Annotated in this window: 4 protein-coding genes and 1 pseudogene; 4 read left to right on the top strand and 1 reads right to left on the bottom strand. The window is 53.6% G+C overall.

What is annotated here, in order from left to right; translation table 11 throughout:
* Nucleotides 1-251 (top strand): hypothetical protein (locus ACO6V1_RS22315; protein ID WP_422468656.1); only part of this gene is annotated, 251 nt, incomplete at its 5' end.
* A gap of 38 nt (nt 252-289) precedes the next feature.
* On the opposite strand, the pseudogene ACO6V1_RS22310 reads toward ACO6V1_RS22315, so the two are convergent.
* Nucleotides 290-469, bottom strand: a pseudogene (locus tag ACO6V1_RS22310) (IS6 family transposase); the annotation flags it as partial.
* A gap of 184 nt (nt 470-653) precedes the next feature.
* On the opposite strand from ACO6V1_RS22310, the gene ACO6V1_RS22305 reads away from it, so the two are divergent.
* From ACO6V1_RS22305 to ACO6V1_RS22295, 3 genes are all read left to right on the top strand, one after another.
* The gene (locus ACO6V1_RS22305) at nt 654-1,100 is read left to right on the top strand and encodes a MarR family winged helix-turn-helix transcriptional regulator (RefSeq protein WP_422444425.1); all 447 of its coding nucleotides are present in this window, start codon (nt 654-656) and stop codon (nt 1,098-1,100) included.
* A 65-nt stretch (nt 1,101-1,165) separates the two neighbouring features.
* Complete coding sequence (locus ACO6V1_RS22300; RefSeq protein ID WP_422444423.1) at nt 1,166-4,387, top strand: outer membrane lipoprotein-sorting protein; 3,222 nt, start codon at nt 1,166-1,168, stop codon at nt 4,385-4,387.
* A partial coding sequence (locus ACO6V1_RS22295) for a DUF1302 family protein (RefSeq protein WP_422468654.1) occupies nt 4,387-4,999 on the top strand: 613 nt, incomplete at its 3' end. The genes ACO6V1_RS22300 and ACO6V1_RS22295, both read left to right, overlap by 1 nt.

Raw genomic sequence — 4,999 nt, 5'->3', positions numbered from 1 at the left:
ACCCTGCAATCGAGATGCTGCAACATCGGTTATCTCTTCTTCGCCAGTCACGCCATGAGCTCCACTGGGAGGATTACGAAAATGAACTGCATAACCTCATGGCTCTTGCAGAACAGGAGATTCTCTCTGAAGACCTCCAAAAACTGGACGTCAATGAACCATTTGTGTCTAAAAAATCAATAAAACAATTAAGGGAAAATCTTCATTTTTCTATTTTTTGCGGGAATTGCTGCAGGCTGTTTTTGGCATAATTACACAGATTCTGCTTTATATTTATTGTTTTTGCTGGCTGAGGCCCCAGTTGTGGAGCACATTCCTGAACCCTACGGTAGGGAGTGGTATGATCAATATCCACGCCACGTTCCTCCAATATCTCCTCTAAGTCCCGGTAACTCAGGTTATAACGCAGGTACCAGCGGACAGCATGGAGAATGAGATCTTTGGGATAGTGACGACCGGAAAAATTCATGGTGGAAGACCCAACTAAACTACTATGACTGAATACAAAATAGCAGGTTCTGAGATCACTATCAGTTTGCAACGGAACCGCCTCTTACGACTCTATGGCCAAACCCCAAGAACTGGATATTTGGGTAGTTGCACAAAATATATTTATGTACATATAATAAAAATTAAATACTAAGGCCTGAGTTATGGCAAGATCTTCACGCAATCGTCAGCCCTACGGTGGGATTGAGCCCTGCTTTAATCTGCGCTTACGTCAGGCCAACAGGGTTCTTACCAGTCATTATGATGACTACCTGCGTGATCTGGGCCTGACTATTGCCCAGTTCTCTATCCTTCGTTCGCTCTGGTATATGAAGAGCACTGCCCAGAAAGATCTGCAGGCGGTTCTGGTTTTGCAGCAAACTACCCTCACCCGTAATCTCAAACTGCTGCAGAAAGCCGGTTATATTCAAACGACCCAGGGCGAGGCCGATCGTCGCATCTCCATGGTCTCCCTGACCGAAGAAGGCAAAAACATCTTTAAGCAAGCACGAACCCGTTGGAAGGAAGCACAGCAGGATGTGTCCAGGCGACTGGGCGACAAAAACAGCCAGCAACTGATCCAGGTCGCTGAAGCGATTATGGCCATGTAAAAAAATTTCATAAAATACATGTATATACATACATATGAGAATAAGAAAACATCAAGGAGTGAGGCATGAAACGACCGTTGAGGGGATCGCTTAAATTGTTGGGGGTTCACCACCCCTGGAAGATACTGATACTGGGATTGCTGCTGATGGCGGCCTTGGCCAGTGGTCTGAAACAGCTCTACAAGGATACCCGTGCAGACGCTTTCCTAGCGGCGGATAACCCGGCACTGGTTTACAAAAACAAGGTACGGGAGATCTTCGGCCTCAGTGATCCCCTGGTGATAGCCATTCAGGATAACTCGTCCCGGGGTGTTTACCGGCCCGAGACGCTCACACTGGTTGAAACCTTAACCACACAGATCGACAGCCTGGACAATATCAATGCCGATCGCACTATCAGCCTGGCGACGGAAAATAATATTGTCGGGACGGACGATGGGATGGATGTATCTCCCTTCTATGATCTGGTGCAGACTCCCGAAGCCATCCGCGCAGCGATTAACGACTTCCCACTCTACGACGGCATGCTGGTATCAGACGACCAGGCGATGACGGTGATTGTGGCGGAGCTGATCAGCGATGACCTGGCGGAACAGACCTACGACCAGATAACGGCCATCACCGGCAGCGCTGTCCTGGATGAACACCAAACACTGCATATTGCCGGCGAAGGCGCGGTGCTGGGGTTTCTCGGCCATTATATTGATCGCGATGCCAGCCGTCTCAATCCCCTGGCAGGCCTGATCATCACCATTATGCTGGCAGTGGCTTTCCACCGGTTTATGCCTGCCCTGCTGGGCAATCTGGTGATCGGGGCCTCGGTGCTGATGACGCTTGGTTTTATGGCCTACAACGGTGTGCCGTTTTATGTGATCACCAATGCCATGCCAGTCATCCTGATCGGCATGGCGGTGGCGGACTCGATACATATCTTCAGCCATTACTACGAATGCCAGGCCCGCAACCCGGAGATGAGCCCCCGGGATTGTATCGAAGCGGCAGTCAAGGAGATGTATCGCCCGGTCACCTTGACCACCCTGACGACCATGGCTGGCTTTCTTGGCCTGTACGCCGCTGCCTATATGCCACCGTTTGAAGCCTTTGGCCTGTTCACCGCTTTCGGTGTCTTTATCGCCTGGGTGTATTCCGTGTATGTGCTGCCCGCCTTGATCACCCTGCTCAAGCCCAAAGTCAGCAAGCGCTGGGTGACACTGGCAAGCCGTGGTCACAGTGATCTGTTCTCCCGAGGTATGGCGGCCCTGGGTCATCTCGCCACCCTGCGCCCTGGGGCAACGTTGGTGGTCTTTGCCGGTCTGGCCATTGTCGGCGTCGGGCTGGCCAGTAAGGTGCAGGTGAATGAAAATCGCATTCACACTTTCCACCCCGAGGAAGAGATTTATCAGGCTGACCAGGCCATCAACAGCCATCTGCAGGGGACCAACACCATCGATATTGTGGTGGAAACCCCGCGCGAAGAAGGCGTGTTCAACCTGGAAGTCCTGACACGAATTGAGCAATTACAGGCCTATGCCGAGAGCCTGCCCCATGTGAATGGTTCAACCTCCGTGGTGGATTATCTCAAGCAGATGAACAAGTCCCTGAACGAAGGCCGGGACGCGTTCTACACCCTGCCGACAGACGAAGCGCTGATTGCCCAGTATTTCCTGCTTTACTCTGCCAGTGGCGACCCCACCGATTTTGAAGAAGAGGTGGATTACGACTACCGTCTGGCCAATATCAGGCTGCGGCTTGACACTGCTGAGTTTGTGGTTACCCGTCCGGTCATTGAACAGCTGCAGTCGTATATTGAGCAGCACTTCAATAGTGAAGAGGCCACGGCCAATCTCAGTGGCCGGGTGAATGTGAACTACCACTGGATCAAGGATCTTGGCCCGAGCCATGTGTTGAGTGTGGTGCTGGCGCTGTTGTGTGTCTGCGCTGTCTCCGCCCTGCTGTTTCGCTCCTTGGTCGCTGGTCTGCTGGCCACGGTGCCGGTGATCAGCTCTATCCTGATGGTGTACGCCGCCATGGCCCTGCTGGGCATTGACCTGGGTATCGGCACATCGATGTTTGCTTCTGTGGCGATTGGTCTGGGTGTCGACTTCTCTATCCATACCCTGGATCGGATTCGGGTGCTGATGAAAGCCCATCCCAAGTCCGGTCTGCGGGATCATCTCCAAGCCATCTATGGCTCAACAGGACGGGCATTGTTGTTTAATTATCTGGCCATTGCCTTTGGTTTTGGTGTGCTGATCAGCTCGAAAGTGGTCCCCCTCACCTACTTTGGCACCATTGTTGCTCTCTCTGTGACCATGAGCTTCCTGGCCGCAATGACCTTACTGCCTGCCCTGGTGATGGTGATTCAACCCCGGTTTATTTTTGGGCAACAGGCACACATTCCGGCACACAAACCGGTGAGTGCGCTGTTCAGCGTAATGGTGCTGACCGGTTCTGTGGTGCTGGCCAGTCTGCTGTTTGCTCCTCAGAGTTCAAAAGCGGTGGAACGGGAACAAGCCGAAGGGCGGGTGATGGCTGAACAGATCGTGGCCAGCGTCAATGCCGTGGATGACGGCCAGCAGGCCACCAGTGATCTGACAATGATCCTCACTGATCGTCGTGGCAAACAGCGCACCCGCGAGACCAAAAGCTATCGCAAGTATTTTCCTGCCAGCGAGGCTGCCGGGCAGGAAAAGAGGACAGTGTTCTTTTATCAGTCGCCAAAAAATGTCAAAGGTACCGGTTTTCTCACCTATGACTATCCCCAGGCCCACAGGGACGATGACCAGTGGCTGTATCTGCCCGCCCTGCGCAAGGTGCGCCGGATATCGGCATCCGACCGGGGTGATTACTTTATGGGCACAGACTTCAGCTATGAAGACATCAAGCTGGCCGGCCGGGTGGATGAGCAGGATTTTACCTTCACAACCTCAGGCCGGGAGAATATCACCGTCGATGGCGAAGCCATCAGTGCCTGGGTGGTTGAAGGCACACCCCGGTCGCCAGAGATTGCTAAAGAGCTGGGTTATGGCAAAACCCGTTATCTGGTTCACCCCGGCAACTGGATTATTGTCAAAACCGACTACTGGGACGAAAAAGGCAAACACCTGAAAACCTATGTGGCCGAAGATATCCGCCAGATTGATGGTATCTGGACCCGCCATCAGCAGACTGTCACCAACCATAAAACCGGTCATGTGTCCCGGTTTCTGTTCAACAATGTCAATTACCAGGTGCAGCTGGATGATGCCCTGTTCACCCGGCGCATTCTGAAAAAAGGCGGGATGTAATGAAACGCTTCAAGGGCTTCGTCGGTGTCTGGTCCGGTGTGTGGCTGGCGGTTGGTCTGCTGTCTCCAGGGTCGGTGCTGGCGTCCGACACTTTTGCGGATATCAGCCTCGATACCACCCTGCGCTCGGAACTGGCTTACGGGCTGAACCGGCATGGGGTCAGCAAGGTCCGCACCACTCTTGAGCCGGAGCTCAGTGGTGTGCTGGGCATCAGTCTTGCCGGGGAACAGCCGGATTTTCTGATCAAACCCCGGTTCAGTCTCGATCTGGCCGATGACCTGACCACCCGCACCGACCGACCTGAAAGCTACTCGTCCCTGAACGGACCTACCTGGGAAACCCGTCATGGTCGCGCAGAACTGGTAGAGGCCTGGCTGGAGGCGGAGTGGGACACAGTGGCGGGCCCAACGGCGGTGCGCTTGGGGAAGCAGCAGGTGGTCTGGGGCCAGGCAGACAGTCTGCGAGTGCTGGATGTCGTTAACCCGCTGAATTACCGGGAATGGACCCTGTCAGACTATGAAGATATCCGCATACCGACCTGGATGGCCAATATCGAGATTGCCGATATTGGCGGGCCTGGGGAAGACGCCAGCCTGCAGTGGCTGATCATTC

This window comes from Endozoicomonas sp. ALC013 (genome assembly GCF_049310205.1).
GTDB lineage: Bacteria > Pseudomonadota > Gammaproteobacteria > Pseudomonadales > Endozoicomonadaceae > Endozoicomonas.
Note: the sequence above shows the minus strand (reverse complement) of the source record. Positions and strands in the feature narration are given on the sequence as shown.